At 69.4% G+C, this 18,842-nt stretch carries 16 protein-coding genes and 2 tRNA genes; 11 read left to right on the top strand and 7 right to left on the bottom strand.

The annotated features are described in order from the left end of the window. Positions 1–183 precede the first annotated feature (183 nt). Positions 184–690, top strand: a complete 507-nt coding sequence (locus tag NQ706_RS01295; RefSeq protein ID WP_051805752.1) for a single-stranded DNA-binding protein — start codon at positions 184–186, stop codon at positions 688–690. A 115-nt stretch (positions 691–805) separates the two neighbouring features. Then, positions 806–2,488 carry an energy-dependent translational throttle protein EttA gene (gene ettA / locus NQ706_RS01290; RefSeq protein ID WP_006945958.1) on the top strand — a complete coding sequence of 561 codons (1,683 nt, stop codon included), beginning with the start codon at positions 806–808 and terminating at the stop codon, positions 2,486–2,488. Between the two features lie 525 nt (positions 2,489–3,013). Here the strand turns inward: ettA and NQ706_RS01285 are convergent. Then, complete coding sequence (locus NQ706_RS01285) at positions 3,014–3,610, bottom strand: GNAT family N-acetyltransferase (protein WP_038567512.1); 597 nt, start codon at positions 3,608–3,610, stop codon at positions 3,014–3,016. Positions 3,611–3,732: 122 nt separating this feature from the next. Then, entirely contained in the window at positions 3,733–4,704 is a 972-nt protein-coding gene (locus NQ706_RS01280; protein ID WP_038567515.1) for an acyl-CoA thioesterase II, read from the bottom strand. Between the two features lie 102 nt (positions 4,705–4,806). Here NQ706_RS01280 and NQ706_RS01275 point away from each other — a divergent pair, with 102 nt between their 5' ends. The 3 genes from NQ706_RS01275 (at position 4,807) to NQ706_RS01265 (ending at position 7,301) form a co-directional block, all read left to right on the top strand. Beyond that, positions 4,807–5,286: a thioesterase family protein gene (locus NQ706_RS01275; RefSeq protein WP_038567517.1), complete on the top strand. Its 480-nt coding sequence runs from the start codon at positions 4,807–4,809 to the stop codon at positions 5,284–5,286. Continuing rightward, positions 5,283–5,996, top strand: coding sequence for a hypothetical protein (locus tag NQ706_RS01270; protein ID WP_038567519.1), 714 nt, complete (start codon positions 5,283–5,285; stop codon positions 5,994–5,996). Before NQ706_RS01275 ends, NQ706_RS01270 begins: the two co-directional genes overlap by 4 nt. A gap of 273 nt (positions 5,997–6,269) precedes the next feature. Further along, entirely contained in the window at positions 6,270–7,301 is a 1,032-nt protein-coding gene (locus NQ706_RS01265) for a Gfo/Idh/MocA family protein (protein WP_038570591.1), read from the top strand. A gap of 158 nt (positions 7,302–7,459) precedes the next feature. Here the strand turns inward: NQ706_RS01265 and NQ706_RS01260 are convergent, their stop codons facing one another. From NQ706_RS01260 to pepN, 4 genes are all read right to left on the bottom strand, one after another. Next, positions 7,460–9,196, bottom strand: coding sequence for a glycoside hydrolase family 13 protein (locus tag NQ706_RS01260; RefSeq protein ID WP_006945965.1), 1,737 nt, complete (start codon positions 9,194–9,196; stop codon positions 7,460–7,462). A 116-nt stretch (positions 9,197–9,312) separates the two neighbouring features. Beyond that, positions 9,313–9,717: a globin gene (locus tag NQ706_RS01255; protein WP_038567524.1), complete on the bottom strand. Its 405-nt coding sequence runs from the start codon at positions 9,715–9,717 to the stop codon at positions 9,313–9,315. A 73-nt stretch (positions 9,718–9,790) separates the two neighbouring features. Then, entirely contained in the window at positions 9,791–10,876 is a 1,086-nt protein-coding gene (locus NQ706_RS01250) for a mechanosensitive ion channel family protein (RefSeq protein WP_038567526.1), read from the bottom strand. A 215-nt stretch (positions 10,877–11,091) separates the two neighbouring features. Further along, positions 11,092–13,677: an aminopeptidase N gene (gene pepN / locus NQ706_RS01245; protein WP_038567527.1), complete on the bottom strand. Its 2,586-nt coding sequence runs from the start codon at positions 13,675–13,677 to the stop codon at positions 11,092–11,094. Positions 13,678–13,796: 119 nt separating this feature from the next. Between pepN and NQ706_RS01240 the strand changes: the two genes are divergently transcribed. The 3 genes from NQ706_RS01240 to NQ706_RS01230 all read left to right on the top strand — a co-directional run bounded on the left by NQ706_RS01240 (position 13,797) and on the right by NQ706_RS01230 (position 16,260). After that, positions 13,797–14,447 (top strand): DsbA family protein, encoded by a 651-nt coding sequence (locus NQ706_RS01240; RefSeq protein ID WP_038567529.1) that lies wholly within the window; start codon positions 13,797–13,799, stop codon positions 14,445–14,447. A gap of 56 nt (positions 14,448–14,503) precedes the next feature. Beyond that, positions 14,504–14,971 carry a ribose-5-phosphate isomerase gene (locus NQ706_RS01235; protein ID WP_038567531.1) on the top strand — a complete coding sequence of 156 codons (468 nt, stop codon included), beginning with the start codon at positions 14,504–14,506 and terminating at the stop codon, positions 14,969–14,971. 140 nt (positions 14,972–15,111) lie between these two features. Then, entirely contained in the window at positions 15,112–16,260 is a 1,149-nt protein-coding gene (locus tag NQ706_RS01230) for a PP2C family protein-serine/threonine phosphatase (protein ID WP_051805756.1), read from the top strand. 113 nt (positions 16,261–16,373) lie between these two features. Here the strand turns inward: NQ706_RS01230 and NQ706_RS01225 are convergent, their stop codons facing one another. After that, entirely contained in the window at positions 16,374–16,565 is a 192-nt protein-coding gene (locus NQ706_RS01225; protein ID WP_038567535.1) for an antitoxin, read from the bottom strand. A 231-nt stretch (positions 16,566–16,796) separates the two neighbouring features. Between NQ706_RS01225 and NQ706_RS01220 the strand changes: the two genes are divergently transcribed. From NQ706_RS01220 to tig, 3 genes are all read left to right on the top strand, one after another. Next, positions 16,797–16,870, top strand: a tRNA-Gly gene (locus NQ706_RS01220). Between the two features lie 121 nt (positions 16,871–16,991). Next, positions 16,992–17,065: transfer RNA gene (locus NQ706_RS01215), tRNA-Pro, on the top strand. 113 nt (positions 17,066–17,178) lie between these two features. Then, positions 17,179–18,783 (top strand): trigger factor, encoded by a 1,605-nt coding sequence (tig, locus tag NQ706_RS01210; protein ID WP_200874244.1) that lies wholly within the window; start codon positions 17,179–17,181, stop codon positions 18,781–18,783. Positions 18,784–18,842: the final 59 nt, after the last annotated feature.

The raw sequence follows: 18,842 nt of genomic DNA, 5'->3' as shown, positions 1-18,842 counted from the left end.
TCCCCAGGCGAGGCGTGCCAGCTGTGAATCTGCCCTCCAGGCAGCGCTCGGGAGGGCCTATCCACAGCATCGGTGACGGTGGGACGCGCGGGGCGGACGAACCTGCCTAGCGTCGGGATCACGACCGGCCGAGGTGGCCGGCGCGACGCCTGACGCGGCCGCGGCCGCAGTGGAGGAACCACCATGAACGAGGTAGCGATCGACATCAGCGGCACCGTCGTCACCGACCCGGTGCTGCGCCAGACGAAGACAGGGGATGCGTTCCTCGCGTTCCGGATGGCGGTCAACGAGCGCCGCTGGAACGCGCAGGAGAACACGTGGAGCGACGGTGCGTCGCAGTTCTTCAGCGTGACGGCGTTCCGCACGCTCGCGGGCAACGCTTATCACTCGCTCGCGAAGGGTCAGCACGTCATGGTCTCGGGTCGGCTGCGGCTCAGTCAGTACGTCGCGCAGGACGGCTCGCAGCGCATGAGCGTGCAGATCGACGCGCACGACATCGGCGCCTCCCACAAGTTCGGGCAGACGTCGTTCACGAAGTGCTCCGACCCCGTCATCCCGAGCTCCGACCGCCTCGTCGACGACATCGTCACGGAGGTGACGCGCACGGTGGAGAACGAGCAGTTCGGCCGCATCGAACCCGCGTCCGACGAGGAAGCCACCGAGGGGCGCCGCGCGCTCGTCGACGCCTGAGACGGCGAGGCCGGCCGGACGGTGAGCACGTCACCGCCCGGCCGGGCGGACGTCGGGCCCCGCACGCGCCGCGGAAAGTCGCGTCGAACGGCTTGCAACCGATAGCCTCGGGCGCATGGCTGAGTTCATCTACACCATGACCAAGGCGCGCAAGGCCGTTGGCGACAAGGTGATCCTCGACGACGTGTCGATGTCGTTCTACCCCGGCGCCAAGATCGGCGTCGTCGGCCCCAACGGCGCCGGCAAGTCCACCATCCTCAAGATCATGGCGGGGCTCGACCAGCCCAGCAACGGCGAGGCACGCCTGTCCCCGGGCTACAGCGTCGGCATCCTGCTGCAGGAGCCGCCGCTCAACGAGGAGAAGGACGTGCGCGGCAACGTCGAGGAAGGCCTCGGCCAGATCAAGGTCGACCTCGACCGGTTCAACGAGATCTCCGCCGAGATGGGCGAACCCGACGCCGACTTCGACGCCCTCATGGAGGAGATGGGCAAGCTCCAGGAGAAGATCGACGCGGCCGATGCGTGGGACATCGACTCCCAGCTCGAGCAGGCCATGGACGCCCTGCGCTGCCCGCCCGGTGACGCCGATGTCTCCGTCCTCTCCGGTGGTGAGAAGCGCCGCGTCGCGTTGTGCAAGCTGCTGCTGCAGAAGCCCGACCTGCTCCTGCTCGACGAGCCCACCAACCACCTCGACGCCGAATCCGTCCTCTGGCTCGAACAGCACCTTGCGAGCTACCCGGGCGCCGTCCTCGCCGTCACCCACGACAGGTACTTCCTCGACAACATCGCCGGCTGGATCTGCGAGGTCGACCGCGGTCGTCTGTACCCCTACGAGGGTAACTACTCGACGTACCTCGAGAAGAAGCAGGAGCGCCTCACCGTCCAGGGCAAGAAGGACGCGAAGCTCGCCAAGCGCCTCAAGGAAGAACTCGAGTGGGTCCGCTCCAACGCGAAGGCCCGCCAGACGAAGTCGAAGGCACGCCTCGCGCGCTACGAGGAGATGGCCGCCGAAGCCGAGCGCACCCGCAAGCTCGACTTCGAGGAGATCCAGATCCCGCCGGGCCCGCGCCTCGGCGCGCAGGTCATCGAGGTCAACGACCTCAAGAAGGGCTTCGGCGACCGCGTCCTCATCGACGGGCTGTCGTTCACGCTGCCGCGCAACGGCATCGTCGGCGTCATCGGCCCCAACGGCGTCGGCAAGACGACCCTGTTCAAGACGATCGTCGGCTTCGAAGAGCCAGACGCCGGCACCGTGAAGATCGGTGAGACGGTCAACATCAGCTACGTCGACCAGAACCGCGCCGGCATCGACCCCGAATCAACTCTGTTCGAGGTCGTCTCCGAAGGAAACGACCACATCCAGGTCGGCCAGGTCGAGATCCCCGCACGCGCCTACGTCTCGCAGTTCGGGTTCAAGGGCCCCGACCAGCAGAAGAAGGCCGGCGTCCTGTCCGGTGGTGAACGCAACCGCCTCAACCTCGCCCTCACCCTCAAGCAGGGCGGCAACCTGCTGCTGCTCGACGAACCGACCAACGACCTCGACGTCGAAACCCTCGGATCCCTCGAGAACGCGCTGCTCAGCTTCCCCGGCTGCGCCGTCGTCATCAGCCACGACCGCTGGTTCCTCGACCGCGTCGCGACGCACATCCTCGCCTACGAAGGCACCGACGAGAACCCCGCCGCGTGGTACTGGTTCGAAGGAAACTTCGACGCCTACGAGAAGAACAAGATCGAACGCCTCGGCGCCGAAGCAGCGCGCCCCCACCGCGTCACACACCGCCGGCTCACCCGCGACTGAGGATCAAGCGCGCGAAGGTAGGACCGCAGCGAAGCGAGGATCCTGCCGCAGCAAGCGCTGACGAAGTCGCGGTGAGGACCCGCGACTGAGGATCAAGCGCGCGAAGGTAGGACCGCAGCGAAGCGAGGATCCTGCCGCAGCAAGCGCTGACGAAGTCGCGGTAAGGACACGCGACTGATACTCCCTCGACCCGTCTTCCGGGCGGCGCGGATCCTGAGCTCGCGGGCTCGCCCAGGATCGCCGCGCCACCTCGGTGCGACAGGCCTTCGGGCTGGATGACAGCAACGCCTCTCACTCACACCTCGCACGCTCGGTGTTCGTGAGGGGCGTTGCTGTCATCCAGAGTCCATGGTGCGCCGGGTCACTGTCCGCTGTCCCTGCGTCTTGAGGTGCGGGACGGATTGGGCTCGGGGAAGGGCTGCGTCATGACGCGTGCTCGTGGTGCCGCCGCGACGTCAGACCCGGCCGGCATCGCCGGCGCAGTCAGTGCCGCGGTCTGGGGATCCGGACCGTCGGGCTGACGGGTCAGCGCCGTTTCGCGAGGCGCGCCTCGAGAGAAGCCTTCGAGGCCGGCCACTCGTGCGCAAGGATCGAATAGACAACCTTGTCGCCCAATGCGCCGTTGCCCTCGCGACGATCGGCGCGCAACACGCCGTCACGCCTGGCACCGAGACGCTCGATCGCGGCCTGTGACTGCTGGTTCATCCAGCTCGTCTCGTACCGCACGCACTCGACCCCGACCGTCTCGAAGGCGTACGTCATGAGCAACAACTTGCTCTCCGCGTTCGTGCCCGTGCCGTGCGTCGACGCGCGGTTCCACGTGTAGCCGATCGACACGCGCGGCACCGCGTCGACGATGTCGTAGAACGTCGTGCACCCCAACACCTGCTCGTCCGCCAGCCGCACCGCGACGAACGGCACCATGAACCCCGACTCGCGCCATGCGAGGCGCTGCTCGATCATCGCGCGCACACCGTCAGCGCGCGGAACGCTCGTGTACCAGCGCGTCCACATCTCGCCGTCGTTGACGGCGGCCACGAGGCCGTCATGATGCTCGAGCGTCAAGGGCTCCAACCGCACCAAGGACCCGGTCAGCGTGATGTCAGCGTCGAAATCAGTCATGCCCCTCAACGTAGCGCCCATGCATCACAGCCCGACTGATGTGACCAAGAATCGCGGATGGGCACGAACATCGCAGATGGGGACGGGAATCGCAGTCGTGCAGGGGATTGCGGTACGCGAGGTCAGGGGCGGGGGGCGTCCTTGAGGCGCATCATGCCCTCCTGCGCGACGGTGGCGACGAGGGTGCCGTCCTCGGTGAACATGCGCCCCACGCCGAGGCCGCGCCCACCCGACGTCGAGGGTGATTCCTGCGCGAACAGGATCCACTGCGTCAGGTCCACGGGCCGGTGGAACCACATCGCGTGATCGAGGCTCGCAGCGCGGTAGCCGGGTGACGACCAGGCGATGCCGTTGGCGCGCATCGCCGCCTCGAGCATCGAGTAGTCGGAGGCGTACGCGAGGATCGCAGCGCTGAGCAGCGGGTCGTTCGGCACCTCACGCAGTGTGCGCATCCACAGGTTCTGGAACGGCTGACGTTCGTCCGCCGGCGCGAGATAGAGCCCGCCCTCGACGTGTCGAACGTCGACAGCGCGTCCGCGCGCCCAGTGCTGCGCCATCGGGTGATCGATGTCGCCGACGATGTCCGCGGTCGTGGGCAGCGACTCGGGGGCCGGCACGTCCGGCATCGTCACCTGGTGGTCGATGCCGCCGGCGTCCTCCTGGAAGCTCATGATGACGCTGAGGATCGGCGCGCCGTTCTGGATCGCGTGCACGCGCCGCGCGGAGAACGACCCACCGTCACGTAGTCGCTCGACGGCGAAACGCACCGGCTGCGCAGCGTCCCCCGGGCGCAGGAAGTACCCGTGCAGGGAGTGGATGTGGCGCGGCACCCCGGGCTTGATCTCACCGACGGTGCGGCCGGCCGCGACGATGCACTGCGCGAGAACCTGCCCGCCGAAGATGCGCCCGTGCGGCTGCGGCTGCGATTCGCCGACGAACAGGTCCGCGGCGCTCTGACCGAGGTCGACGCGGCGCTCACCGTCCTCGTCGAAGGACGCGGAGATCGTCGCACTGCCCACCGGGCGGACGTCGAGGATGTTCAGCAGGTCGCCGACCGGGTCGTCGGACGGTTCGATCGAAACGAGGGAAGTCACGAGGCGAGGCTACCCATGAACGGCGCCTCCCGCGCGCAACCGCGTGACATGACACCGCCGTCGGTTGGTGATGGGGCCTGGGCGCGGGGGATAATGACCACCATGACCTACGCGCCCGACTATGCCTCCGTCGTGCCCGTTCCGCTGCGGTGGTCGGACATGGACGCCTACGGCCACGTCAACAACGTCCAGTTCCTGCGTCTGCTCGAGGACGCCCGCATCCTCGCGTTCGCGCAGTGGTTCGGTCGTGAGCGTTCCGTCGTCGGCGAGGGCATCATCGTCGCGCGTCACGAGATCGAGTACCGGGCGCCGTTGCTGTTCCGCATCGAGCCGATCGAGGTCGCCATGTGGATCACGCACCTCGGCGGCGCGGCGTACGACGTCGGGTACGAGGTGCGCGACGGGGGGCACGGTTCGACGACGTACGCGCTCGCGGAGACGACGCTCGTCGGTTACGACTTCCAGACCGAGCGGCCGCGTCGGCTCGAGGAGCACGACAAGACACAGCTGCGACGCTTCGTCGGCCCGCCCGTGCCGTTCCGCCACCGCGCTGCCGAGAAGCGCCGCGAGGCCTCGGCGTGAGCGACGGGTTGGAGCTCGCGGACGCCCAGGTCGCCGCAGACCTGACGACGTACGTCGCCCGCGCGCGCACGCTCGACGCCGACGGCGCGATCCGCCTCCAGGCGAGTGGAGCGACGCTCGCCGCGTGGGTCGGCGTGCGCAAGGGCCGCGGACTCATGGGGGAGGGCACCGTCATAGGGTTGCGGGTGCTGCCGCTCGCGCGCGCCGTCGACGAGCCGGTCGACGTCGTCGTCCCATTGGCGGCGGTCGCCGATCGTCTGGCTCGCAGCGGTTCGCCGCGTGGTGCGGTCGCGAACGCCGCGCCCGGTGCAAGCCCCCAGGTCGTCGACGAATCCGATGGCGCCTTCACGCTCGAGATCCCGCCGATGACGGTGCGCACGTCCTGGGCTGCTGTCACGCCCCCGCGCAGCGGATGGTCGCCGCTGGCGCGCCTGCCCGTCGACGGTCTCGTGCACGTCGCGCGCGTCGGCATCGAGGAGGTCGCCACCGGAACTCCCGAGGGCGCCGGTGCCGCAGCCGTCGAACAGCTCCGTGAACGCGTCTGGAACCGCCCGATCGAGGGTGATCTCGGCGGCGCCGACGGGCTGCCCGCCGGGGCCGCGCTCGGGCTGTACGCGCTCGGATTCGCCGTCGGTGACGTCGCGACGGTGTATGGCACGGCCCGCTGGCATCGCGTCTCGACAGACGTCGGGCACGTTCTCGTGCGCTGACGGTTCGGGGGGCGCGGCGTCGTTGACGCGGGTTTGCGCACCTCAAGGGTGGGCCGCGCGGGCGGGGGATGTCGCTCGTCGCTCGGACCGCGAGCGTGCCGATCGGCTGGGGTGCGCGACGTCGCTGACGCGGGGTGCGCACCTGGCGGCGCGCGTTCGGGTGCGATGCGTCACCGTCGAAATCGTCCGCACCTGAGCGGTCGGGCATCCGGCGCCGTGCACGCGAGCCCGCCGAGCCGAACGATGGGTGCCTGCGCGGTTATGGTCGTGACCATGACGCACCGTTCACTACCGCAGCCACGCACCCTCGACCCCATGGACGCGCCGAGCCTGCGCTGGGGCATCATCGCGCCCGGTGGCATCGCCCGCACGTTCGCGCAAGCGCTCACGGCGCGGACGTCGCAAGGCATCGTCGCCGTCGGTTCTCGAAATGTTCAGCGTGCGCAAGAGTTCGTCGACGAATTCGCTTCCGGCGCAACGGCCTACGGATCCTACGGCGAACTCGTTGCTGATGACGACGTCGACGTCGTGTACGTCGCCTCACCGCACAGCGAGCACCGCGACCACGCACTGCTCGCCATCGAGGCGGGCAAGCACGTCCTCGTCGAGAAGGCATTCGCGCGCAACGCCGCCGAGGCTCGGGAGGTGCTCGAAGCGGCGGAGCGCGCCGGCGTGTTCGTCATGGAAGCCATGTGGTCGCGCTTCCTGCCGCACTACGACGTGATCCGTCAGGCCATCGACGCCGGCCTCATCGGTGACGTGCGCTGGATCGCCGCTGACCACGGTCAGGCGCTCTACCCGGAGGGGCCCCAGCGCCTGTCCGATCCCGCCCTCGCCGGCGGTGCGCTCCTCGACCTCGGTATCTACCCGCTCAGCTTCGCGGCAATGCTCATGCCGCAGGTCGACGACGTCGTCGCCACCGGCATCCTCACGCCGCAGGGCGTCGACGAATGCGAGACGATCACCCTGCGCGGCGGTGGTTCCATCGCCGGTCTCGGCACGACGATGGCGACGCAGACGCCCAACACCGCCGTCGTCGCCGGCACCGAAGGGCGCCTCGAACTCGACGGGTGGTTCTATTTCCCGACGCAGGTGCGTCTCGTCAGCAACGACGGCGAGGTGCTCGACACCTTCGACGGTGCCGACGACCTGCACGCGCTGCACTTCGAGGCCGTCGAGGTGGCCCGCTGCATCAGCGACGGCCGCCGCGAGTCGCCCCTCATGCCACACGCCGAGACGTTGCGCGTCATGGGTCTCATGGACGAGATCCGCCGTCAGCTCGGGGTGGTCTACCCGGGGGAGTGACCGTGCGCCAAGCACGCGTCACGCCAGGACGCACCCACGACAGCTCCGGCTACCGTCGACGCACGATGGCGGGTAACTCACGGGTAGGCGCCTCGTGACGCGCCTACGCGTGAGTTACCCGCCATCATCGCGTCGCGCTGCGACCGGGTGGGCCTCGATCAGGCTCGCGTGAACCAGACCGTGACGTCGCGTTCGACGGTGAGGCTGTCGGCGTCACCGCTGCTCAGGACGACGAACGCGTCGTCGGGCAGGGCGACCGGCTCACCGAAGTTCGTGACGACCCACAGGTCCTCGTGGCCGTCACGGCTGTTGACGAACGCCACGACGTCGTCGCCGGCGCCCTCGACCCACGTGAGCGAGCCAGAGCCCAGTTCGCGGGCGTGACGCTCGCGCAGCATGCGGCGGTAGAACTCGAGCGTCGAACCGGCCACGCCGTCCTGCTGGTCGACGGCGAGGTCACCGTAGACCTCGGGCTGCGGCAGCCACGTCGCCTCCGACGGGCCGAACCCGAACGACGGCGCGTCCTTGACCCACGGCATCGGCACGCGGCAGCCGTCACGGCCGGCCTCGGTGTGCTCGGAGCGCTCCCACGTCGGGTCCTGACGCGCCTCGTCGGGCATCGTCGTGTGGTCGGGCAGGCCGAGTTCCTCACCCTGGTACAGGTAGGCGCCGCCGGGCAGTGCCAGCTCGAGTGCCGTCGCCGCGAGGGCGCGACGCAGGCCGAGTGCCGCGTCGGGCTGCGGGTCCTCGGCGCGGATGCCGTTGGGGCGCGGCTGCCCGACGGGCAGCGCAAGACGCGTTGCGTGACGCACGACGTCGTGGTTGCTCAGGACCCACGTCGTCGGTGCGCCGACGGAGTCGTTCGAGCGGTACGACGACGTGATGCTCTCGTGCAGGTCGGCGGCACGCCACGGTGTCTCGAGGAAGGCGAAGTTGAACGCCTGGTGGAACTCGTCCGGGCGCACGTAGCGGGCGAGGCGCTCGGGCGGGCTGACCCACGCCTCGGCGCACATCGCGCGGTCCGCGGCGGAGTCGTAACCGTCGGCGTCGCGCGGGTTGTAGGAGTCGAGCAACTCACGCCACGCGCGGTAGATCTCGTGCACGCCCTCCTGATCCCACATCGGGCCGCCGTTGTCGTGGCTCGCATCGCCGGTGCCGGCCATCTGCGCGTGCGCCGCGTGATCGGGCAGCCCGTCGGCCTTGATCAGGCTGTGCGCGACGTCGACGCGGAAGCCGTCGACACCGCGGTCGAGCCAGAACGTCAGGATCGAGACGAACTCGTCGCGGACCTCGGGGTTGTTCCAGTTGAAGTCGGGCTGCTTGGGGTCGAACAGGTGCAGGTACCACTGCTCGGGGTTGCCGTCGGCGTCGCTGACGCGCGTCCACGCGTTGCCGCCGAAGATCGCCTGCCAGTCGTTCGGCGGCAGTTCACCGTTCTCGCCCTTGCCGTCGCGGAACAGGTAGCGCTCGCGCTCCGGCGAACCAGGGCCGGCCGCGAGGGCCGCCTTGAACCACTCGTGCTCGTCGGAGGAGTGGTTCGGCACGAGGTCGACGATGACGCGCAGGTCGAGCTCGTGCGCGCGGGCGATCAGCTTGTCGGCGTCGGCGAGGGTGCCGAACAGCGGGTCGATGTCGCGGTAGTCGGCGACGTCGTAGCCCGCGTCGGCCATCGGGGAGGTGTAGAACGGCGAGATCCACAGCGCGTCGACGCCGAGGTCGCGCAGGTAGGGCAGCTTGGCGGTGATGCCGGGCAGGTCGCCGACACCGTCACCGTTCGAATCGGCCCACGAGCGCGGATACACCTGGTAGACGGCGGACGTACGCCACCATTCCTGGCCGCCGTGGCCGACGTGCGTCGCTGAGGTCTGCTTGATCCACGAAGTCTGTTCACTCACCGCCCCAGTCTGCCAACCACGGGCGCTGGGACGAAACCGTCCGCATCACCCGCGGCCGAGAGGGGCTCGACAGGCCCATCGCTGCCCGAGCCGTTCGACTCGGTGACGGCGGCGCGTCAGCGAACCGGGTGCTCCGGCTCCGGCGCGGGGGTGTTGACGAGGCTGTAGGCCGCGCGCACGAGGTAGTCGCGCAGCAGGCGGTCGAGCTCCGGTTCCAGGGCGACGTCGTCGCACGCCGCCATGATGTGCGTCAGCCAGCGGTCGCGCTGCTCGGGGGTGACGGCGAACGGCATGTGTCGCATCCGAAGGCGCGGGTGGCCGCGCTCGGCCGAGTACGTCGTCGGGCCGCCCCAGTACTGTTCGAGGAACATCTCGAAACGGCGCTTCGCGGGCTCGAGATCGGCCTCGGGGTACATCGCTCGCAGCGTCGCGTCCTGCGCCACGCCGTCGTAAAACACCTCGACGAGACGGTGGAACGTGGCGTGGCCGCCCATGCGGTCGTACAGCGTCGGCTCACTCATGTGTCCAGTCTTTCACCCGCGCGCCACGGCCGTCGCGTGGCCGGAGGTCCCTTCATCGGTGCCGAGGTCGGCCTCATTTCGGCAGGGCGGTGTTGACGGCGGCGAACGGCTGGGCCGGCGGGCCCTTGACGCCTGCGTCCTCGAGCGCGATGACGCTGCGTCGGCGCAGTTCGCGGCTCACGCCGAAGTTCTCGTTCGGCGCCGTCTTCGCGATGATGCGGAACGTCATGGTGCCGCCCGCCACCGATTCGACACCCGCGACGTTCGGGCGCTCGATCAGCTTCTCGCTCCACTCGGGGTCGGCCCCGAGCGCGTCGACGACGCCCTCGAGCACATGGGTGACGGTGTGGATGTCCGAGTCGTAGGCGACCGGGATGTCGACGAGCGACGTCGACCACCCCTGCGAACGGTTGGCGACGCGCACGATCTCACCGTTTCGGACGTACCAGACGACACCGTTCGCGTCGCGCAGCCGCGTGATGCGCAGCGTCACCTCCTCGACGGTTCCGATCGCCTCGCCGGTGTCGATGACGTCACCGACGCCGTACTGATCCTCGAAGATCATGAAGATGCCCGACAGGTAGTCCTTGACGAGCGACTGCGCGCCGAAGCCGAGCGCGACGCCCGCGACTCCGGCGCTCGCCATGATCGGGCCGAGCTGGATGCCGCACTGCGCGGCGATCGTCAGCGTCGCGACGACGACGACTGCCACCGTCGTGATCGAGCGCAGCAATGACCCCATCGTCGCGGCGCGCTGACGGCGACGCTCGTCGTCGAGACCTGCGGCGGCACGCAACCGGGCGCGGGTCGGAGCGAGCAGGTCGCCCGCGCTGACGGCGGTGCTCCCCGCAGCGCCTTCCGCCTCTCCCGCAGCGTCGCCCGCGCCTTCTGGCGCCTGGGCGGAAGGGGTGGCGGCGCCCGTCTGCTGACCGGCCTCGTCAATGGCCCCACGTGTCTCGTCCTGCCCAGAACGCGTCGAGCGGGGGCGGGCGATCATCGCCTCGACGGCCCGCGAGATCGCGCGGTGGGCGAGCCAACGCACCGCGACGGCCGCGACGACGATGATGACCACCTGCACCGGAGTGCCACCGACGTGGTGCCACAGATCGCTCATCGTCGACGTGCGCAGCGGGGCGAGGCTCAGGGGAATCGATGACATGCCGTCATCCAATCACCCGCGCCCAGCTCGTCTCGAACGACCGACGTGGGCCGATTCGCTGCCGCCCCACGTGAAGCGAGAGTCTCGCAGAGCCCAGGCTCCCCGGGCTCTGCGCGATCACTGCCGCCGGCGCAGCTGCGTCGCGGTGGCACACACGATGCGGGGGAAGCACGAGCACTCACGGCTCGCGCGCATCACCGCCCGTCGCGGCGGGCTCAGCCGTGCTGTCGCGCCGCCTGTGCGTCGAAGCGCTGAGCCTCGACGGCGCGCGCCACGGTGTCGCGGTTCTCGGCAACGGTGCGCACGAGACCGGCCGGGGCGTCACGGTGGGCGTCGAGCCAGGTGTTGGCCTGCGCGAGCAGCTGCGGCCCGGCGAGGGTGAACGGGAAGAACGACCCGATCGTCAGCTCCGCGATGTGGTGCGTGCGCGAGGCCCAGTAGCCCTCGGCCATCTCGAAGTAGCGCTCGACGTACGGCTCGAGCAGTGCCTCGTCGTGCACGTGCCCGAAGCCCGCGGCGGTCTCGGCGATCGTCTGGTTCGCGAGCGCGTCGGAGTCGACGACGGACGCCCACGCCGCGGCCTTCGCCTCGGCCGTCGGGATCGCCGCCCGGGCACGCGCGGCGCGCTCAGCGCCGGTCGCGGTGTTGTCCTGCTCGAGTTCGGCCGCGATCTCGGGCTCGCCGAGCACGCCACCGGCGACGAGGCTCGTGAGCAGCGTCCAGCGCATCTCGGTGTCGAGGGCGAGACCGTCGAGCACGGACGAGCCCTCGAACAGGCCGCGGACGAACGCGAGGTCGTCGGCGCTCGCGGCGAACGACGTGAACGCCTGCGCGAGCTGGAGCTGCGCATCGGAGCCGGGCTCGGCCGAGCGCAGCAGACCGCGCAGAGTGCGGGCCACGAGGGCGACGACGTCGTCGCGGTGCTCCGATGCCGTGTACGTGCGCGCGGCGGTCGTCAGCTGCCCGAGCAGGGTGCGCAGCAGCGTCGAGTCACTCTCGCCCGGCAGCGTCGCGAGGGCCATGTCGATGAAGTCGCGCGCCGACATCTCCGCATCGCGCGTCATGTCCCAGGCGGCGCCGAGCACGAGGGCGCGCGGCAGCGAATCCGTGAACGCGCGCGGGTGGGCGATGGCCGTGGCGAGGCTGCGCGCATCGAGACGGATCTTCGCGTAGGCGAGGTCGTCGTCGTTGACGAGCAGCAGGTCGGGTTGCGGCGTGCCGACGAGCTCGCTCACCTCGGTGCGCTCACCGTCGACGTCGAGCTCGACGCGCGCGGTGCGCGTCAGGGCGCCGTCACGCAGCGTGTAGCAGCCGACGGCGAGGCGGTGCGGACGCAGCGTCGGGTAGTCGTCGGCGGCGCTCTGCTCGATGACGACGCTCGTCATGCGGCCGTCGTCGTCGGTCTCGACGATCGGGCGCAGCGTGTTGACGCCGGCGGTCTCGAGCCACAGCTTCGACCACTGCGTGAGGTCGCGTCCGCTCGTCGTCTCGAGCTCGGCGAGCAGCTGCGGCAGCGTCGTGTTCTGCCACGCATAGCGCGCGAAGTAAGCGCGCAGACCAGCGGTGAACGGCTCACGCCCGACGTAGGCGACGAGCTGCTTGAGCACCGAGGCGCCCTTGGCGTACGTGATGCCGTCGAAGTTGACCTCGACGTCGGCCAGGTCGCGGATCGGGGCGACGATGGGGTGCGTCGAGCTCAGCTGGTCCTGACGGTAGGCCCACGCCTTCTCGGACGTGCCGAACGTCGTCCACGCCGACTCCCAGCGCGTCGCCTCGGCCTGCGCCGTCGTCGAAGCCCACTCGGCGAACGACTCGTTGAGCCACAGGTCGTTCCACCACTTCATCGTGACGAGGTCGCCGAACCACATGTGCGCGAGCTCGTGCAGCACCGTCAGCGCACGGCGCTCGACGACGGCTTCCGAGACCTTGGCGCGGAAGACGTAGATCTCGGAGAACGTCACGCAGCCGACGTTCTCCATCGCGCCCGCGTTGTATTCCGGCGTGAAGATCTGGTCGTACTTGGTGAACGGGTAGGGCTGGTCGAACTCGTTCTCGAAGAACGCGAAGCCACGCTTGGTGATGTCGAAGATCTCGTCGGCGTCCATGTGCGGCGCGAGCGACTTGCGGCAGAAGACGCCGAGAGGGATGGTACCGGCGCGCGTCTCGACGCTGTCGCGGTACGCCTCGTAGGGGCCCGCGACGAGCGCGGTGATGTAGCAGGAGATGCGGGCGGTGGGGGCGAACTCCCACGTCGCGGCCGGCTCGCTCACCCCGTTCGGACCCGTGTAGGTCTGCGTCGCGGGCTTCGGCTCCGGCGTCGTCTCGTTCGACAGCACCTGCCAGCGCGCGGGCGCCGTGACGGTGAACTGGAACGTCGCCTTGAGGTCGGGCTGTTCGAAGACGGGGTACATGCGTCGCGCGTCCGGCACCTCGAACTGCGAGTAGAGGTAGACCTCGTCGTCGGCGGGGTCGACGAAGCGGTGCAGGCCCTCACCGGTGTTCATGTAGACGCCGACGGCGTCGACGCGCACCTCGTTCTCGGCGGCGAGACCGGTGAGACTGATGCGTGCGCCGTTCCAGTCGACGTCACGCTCCTCGCCGTTGACGACGACGCGGCTGACGGATTCGCCCAGGAAGTCGAGCCACGTCTCGCTGCCGGGCTGCGCGCTGAAGCGCACGACGCTCGACGTCGCGAACGTCGTCGGGCCGGTGGTGAGGTCGAGGGTGACGGCGTAGGAGTCGACGGTGATGTTCTCGCCGCGGGTCTGCGCGTCGTCGCGGGTGAGGTTGGCCCCGTTCACGTCAGTGGTGTCCTTCCAGCAGGGTTGAGGAACGGCGGTGCGCGAACTGGTGTGCGCCACAGCCGTTCGGGCGGTGCTGCCCATCCTTGCACGGGCGCTCGAGGTGGCAGGATGGGGCGGTGAGCGAAAATCAGCCCGAGTCCGCCGCCCCTACCGTCGAGATGTTCTTCGACCCGATGTGCCCGTGGGCGTGGATGACGTCCCGCTGGCTCATGGAGGTCGAGAAGGTGCGTGACGTGCGCGTCACCTGGCGCGTCATGAGCCTCGCCGTCCTCAACGAGGGCCGCGACCTGCCCGATGATCACCGGGCCTTCCTCGAACAGGCGTGGGCGCCCGTACGCCTCGTCATCGCGGCGCAACAGGCGCACGGCGACGACGTCGTCAAGCCGCTCTACGACGCGATCGGCACCCGCTTCCACCCCGGCGGCGCCGACCCGCGTGACGCCGAGAGCGTGCGGCGCGTGCTCGTGGAGTCGCTCGCCGAGTGCGGTCTCGAGACGGAGCTCGTCGACGCGGCGACCAACGTGCCCGGCGACGATGTCGACGTCGCCCTGCGGGCCGCGCACAAGCGCGCGACCGACCTCGTCGGCACGGACGTCGGCACCCCCGTCGTCGCGTTCGGCGGCACCGCGTTCTTCGGCCCGGTCGTGACGCCGGCGCCCAAGGGTGAGGACGCCGGGCGCCTGTGGGACGGCTGCCTCCTCGTCGCGGGCACGCCCGGTTTCTACGAACTCAAGCGCAGCCGCGACGTCGGCCCCGACTTCAGCTGACCCTCCGCACCACCACTGCCCCTCAGGCCATATCTTCGCGACAAGGACGAGCACACATGCGCATTCACATCGGTGGCGACCACGCAGCTTTCGAGACCCAGCAGGCCCTGCTGACCTACCTGACCGAGCAGGGTCACGAGGTCATCAACCACGGCCCGAGCGAGTACGACGCCGAGGACGACTACCCGGTCTACGTCCTGCGTGCCGCCGAGGGCGTGCGTGACGACGAGGGCTCGCTCGGCATCGTTCTCGGCGGTTCCGGCAACGGCGAGCAGATGGCGGCGAACAAGGTCAAGGGCATCCGTGCCGCGCTGTGCCTGACGCCCGAGTTCGCTTCTCTCGCACGCGAGCACAACGGTGCGCAGATCCTGTCGATCGGTGGTCGCTTCGTCTCGATCGACGAGGCCAAGCAGATCGCCCGCACCTTCATCGAGACGCCGTACGCGGGCGTCGAGCGTCACGCGCGCCGCCTCGCGATGGTCGAGAAGTACGAGCGGGACGGCACGCTGCCCTCCGAGGGCTGAGGCCTTCGAACGGCCCGCCCGGCGCGATCTTCTCGCCGCGTGACGGGCCGTCGGCCCGGGTCGGTGGAGCCTGTCACCCACGCAGGTGCATGCTCCACCACCCCTGGTGCGCGTGAGGCAACCCCTATAGGCTGGCGCGCGTGGTTCTGGAGGCTCAACGCGAACAGACGCGCCTGCGTCAGTCGGTGCAGCGTGCCGTGGCCACTCCGATCTCCAAGCCGCACAGCGTCGTCGTCGCGTTCGCGCTGCTCACCGCGATCGTCTGTGCGGCCGCCATCGCGCTCACGCCGACGATGTCGCATGCGGTCTTCATCCCGCTCATCGTCGCCGCAGCGTTCCTGTTGTCGGGGCGTCGCCTGGCGCTCGCCATCGCCATCGTCCTGACGGGCTACGTGACGACGGCCGCGATCACCTGGTCCGACGCGCCGACGCAGTGGTCCGTCGCGGTGGCTCTCGCCCTCATCGTCGGCATCGTCGCGTTCGCGAACCGTCAGCGCTTCACGATGGGTGTGCCGCTCTCGGTGGGCTCGAGCATGCTCAAGGATCTGCGCCAGCGGCTCGACACCCAGGCCCTGCCACCCGAGATGCCGGACGGAATGCGCGTCGAGCACTGTGTCATGCCCTCACGCGGGGATGCATTCAGCGGTGACTTCGTCGTCGCCGCCCGACGCGACGACCACCTGCACCTCGCCCTCACCGACGTCTCCGGGCACGGCCCGTCGGCGGGGATGCGTGCGCTGCTGCTCTCCGGCGCCCTCGCAGGGTTGCTGGGGGAGACGCGCCCGGAGGATTTCCTTCCCGGCGCGAACCGCTACCTCATCCGCCAGGGCTGGCGCGACGGGTTCGCCTCCGCCATCCACGTCTCGATCAACGTCGAGGACGGCCAGTACTGCGTCGGTACGGCCGGTCACCCGAGCGCCGCGCACTATCACGCAGGCACGCGCCGCTGGGAGATGATCACCGGCGCGGCCGGTCTGCTGCTCGGGTTGTTCGATCAGGGGCCGCAGGACTACGCGCGCGCAGGCGGGGTGCTCGAGCCCGGCGATGTCCTGCTCCTCTACACGGACGGCGTCGTCGAAGGCCCTGACGGCGACCTCGCGGCCGGGACGCAGCAGATGCTCGGCCTCGCGCAGCACGCCATCGGCACTGGCCCGGAGGGGGCGGCCCAGCGCATCTGCGAGGCCTCGGCGCGCACCGGGGGGCAGGACGACCGCTCCGTCGTCGTCATCTGGCGGCCCGTGCCTGAGTCGTCCGAATCGCGCCACGCGCGCGGAACCGCGTCCGTCTGAGTGAGCGCGCCCTTCTGAGCGAGCGCATCTGCCCGATCGGCCTATCCTGCTTGAACCACGAACGGCGCCGCCCCCATCGGGGAGCGGCGCCGTCAGCGTTCAACGGAGGCAGATCACTCGCCGCCGAAGGCGCCGTCGAGTTTCTCGTTCGCGAAGTCCTGGCCCTTGTCGATCTGGTCGGCGCGCTGGCCGCCCGTCTTGTCGTCGGCGAAGTCGCCGGCCTTCTCCACGCCCTGGTCGAGCTTGTCGGGGTTGTCCTGGGCGAACTCGCTGGCCTTGTCCTTGGCGCTGTCGAAAATACCCATGATGTGCCTCCTGCGAATGGAAGTGCTCCGGCGAACCGGATTTGTATCCACCGAAGCACATACGCTGCGGCCGCGTCGAGACCGCGTGCGTCGTTCGTGGGCGAACGTCTCGGTGGTCAAGACGACCGTCGGCGGCGCTTCGCGCGAGCACTGGGGCGACGGCGGCGGGCCAGGCCAGCCCCCGCGGATTGGGGCGTCACGGCGTGTTCGGGTAATGTGTCCGAGAAACATGCGGGCGTAGCTCAATGGTAGAGCCTCAGTCTTCCAAACTGATCACGCGAGTTCGATTCTCGTCGCCCGCTCCAGCACCGCGACGGCGGCTCCCGCGGGGGCCGCCGTTCGTCTTGCGAGAGCGCGCCCCGGCGCGATCGCAGCAGGACGGCTCGCGCGGAGCGGCCCGCCTCGCCTCCGGCGAGCGGGGGCTGACGGGGTGTGGCGCAGCTTGGTAGCGCGTCCGCTTTGGGAGCGGAAGGCCGCAGGTTCGAATCCTGTCACCCCGACCGTTAGCATGAACGACGAGTAAGAGGAGCGCGCCGCGCCGCAGGCAGGGCCGACGATCGGCCGGCCGGTGCGGGCGCGCCCACCATCACCGATCGACTGGAGTGCACCGCTGATGAAGAGCGCTGTCGAAAACCTCACCCCGACCCGGGTCAAGCTCACCGTTGACGTCACGGCCGATGAACTGAAGCCGAGCATCGAGAAGGCCTACACGACCATCGGCTCGCAGGTTCAGATCCCCGGTTTCCGCAAGGGCAAGGTTCCCGCGAAGCTCATCGAGCAGCGTTTCGGCCGCGCGGCCGTCATCCAGGAAGCCGTCAACGAGGCGCTTCCGGAGCTGTACACGAACGCGATCGTCGAGAACGACGTCAAGGTCCTCGGCCAGCCCGAGGTCGACATCACCGAGTTCCCGCTCGAGGACGGCGCGGGCCTGAGCTTCACCGCCGAGGTCGACATCCGCCCCGAGATCACGCTCCCGGCGTTCGACACGCTCGAGGTCGAGGTCGAGCCGATCGAGGTCTCCGACGCCGACATCGACGAGCGCATCGCCGAGCTGCGCGAGCGTTTCGGCACGCTCGAGTCGGTCGAGCGCAAGGCCAAGAAGGGCGACTTCGTCACGATCGACCTGTCGGCCACGATCGACGGCAACGAGATCGACGCCGTCTCCGGTGTCTCCTACGAGATCGGCTCGGGCACGATGCTCGACGGTCTCGACGAGGCGCTGACGGGCCTCAAGGCCGGCGAGGAGACGACGTTCACCTCGCCGCTCGCCGGGGGTGAGCACGAGGGCGAGAACGCCGAGTGCACCGTCAAGGTCGAGTCGGTCAAGGTCCGTGAGCTGCCCGAGCTCGACGACGAGTTCGCCCAGCTGGCGTCGTCGTTCGACACGATCGACGAGCTCAAGGCCGACCTGCGCGGCGAGGTCGAGCGCACCAAGCGCTTCGAGCAGGGCGTCCAGGCCCGCGACAAGGTCCTCGAGGTCCTCCTCGAGCAGCTCGACATCCCGGTGCCCGAGTCCATCGTCACCGAAGAGGTGACGAACCACCTCGAGGGCGAGAACCGTCTCGACGATGACGAGCACCGCGCCGAGGTCACCGAATCGACGCGTCAGCAGGTCGCGACGCAGCTCCTGCTCGACGAGATCGTCGAGAAGCACGAGATCCAGGTCGGCCAGGACGAGCTGATCGAGTACCTCATCATGTCGGCGCAGCAGTACGGCATGGACCCGAACACGTTCGCGCAGGCGCTCGACGCGCAGGGCCAGGTGCCCGCCATCATGGGTGAGGTCGCTCGCCGCAAGGCGCTCGCCACCGTTCTCGAGTCCGCCACGGTCAAGGACACGGCGGGCAACGTCGTCGACCTGAACGCCGCCGTCGACACCGGCGATGACGAGGACGAGGCGCAGGCCGCCGACGCCGCCGACGGTGAGAACGCCACTCCGGTCGCCTCCGAGGACGCCGACGCCGACGCTGCGGACAAGCCCGCCAAGAAGGCTGCCGCGAAGAAGACGACGACCAAGAAGGCCGCGTCGAAGAAGACGGCAACGAAGAAGGTCGCCGCCCCTGCCGAGGCCGCTGACGCCGACTCCGCTGAGGCCGCGGAGAAGCCGGCCAAGAAGGCAGCCGCCAAGAAGACGGCTGCGAAGAAGACGGCGACGAAGACCGCCGCCAAGAAGACCGCTGCGAAGAAGACGGCCAAGAAGGCTGTCGACGGCGAGTGAGTCGTCACTGACGTCTGAGACGAGGGCCGCGCGAGCAATCGGGCGGCCCTTCGTCGCGT

It is taken from the genome of Dermacoccus sp. BD5 (genome assembly GCF_044878485.1).
In the GTDB taxonomy this organism is placed as follows: Bacteria; Actinomycetota; Actinomycetes; order Actinomycetales; family Dermatophilaceae; genus Dermacoccus; species Dermacoccus nishinomiyaensis.
The sequence above is the reverse complement of the archived record's forward strand: the minus strand, read 5'-3'. Positions and strand labels throughout refer to the sequence as shown.